The 359-nt window shown below is 81.6% G+C and carries 1 protein-coding gene; it reads right to left on the bottom strand.

The features are described from left to right. A partial coding sequence (locus tag PUR71_RS00370; protein ID WP_329924267.1) for a hypothetical protein occupies window positions 1-359 on the bottom strand: 359 nt, incomplete at both ends.

Here is a 359-nt window from a genome sequence, read left to right as displayed (position 1 = left end):
GGGTGGTGGGGGTGCGTGGGGTGGGGGCGCTGCGACAGGGGGCGGTTGATGACGGGGGGGCCGCGGTGGGGGGGCTCCTGGCTGGGGGGGTGGATGGGGGGCTGGGTGGGGTCCTGGCGGTGTTGGTGGGGGGACGCCGCCGGGGGGGCCGGCCCCCGCCAGAACCGCGGGTGCTGGATGGCGTTGGTGGGGACCCGCACGCCCGTGGCGGCCGCCGACGGCCAGGTGACGGCGGTGCCGGCCGCGTGGGCGGTGGCGGCGCTGGTGAGGAGGCGGGCGCGGCCGCCGTCCTCGCGGCGCAGGGTGCCGGTGGCGCGGGGGGGGGGTTCGCCGGTCGTGGCCTCGGGGGTGTCGGGGAG

Origin of the sequence: Streptomyces sp. SP17BM10, from assembly GCF_036322405.1 — a bacterium.
Lineage (GTDB): Bacteria > Actinomycetota > Actinomycetes > Streptomycetales > Streptomycetaceae > Kitasatospora.
The sequence above is the reverse complement of the archived record's forward strand: the minus strand, read 5'-3'. Positions and strand labels throughout refer to the sequence as shown.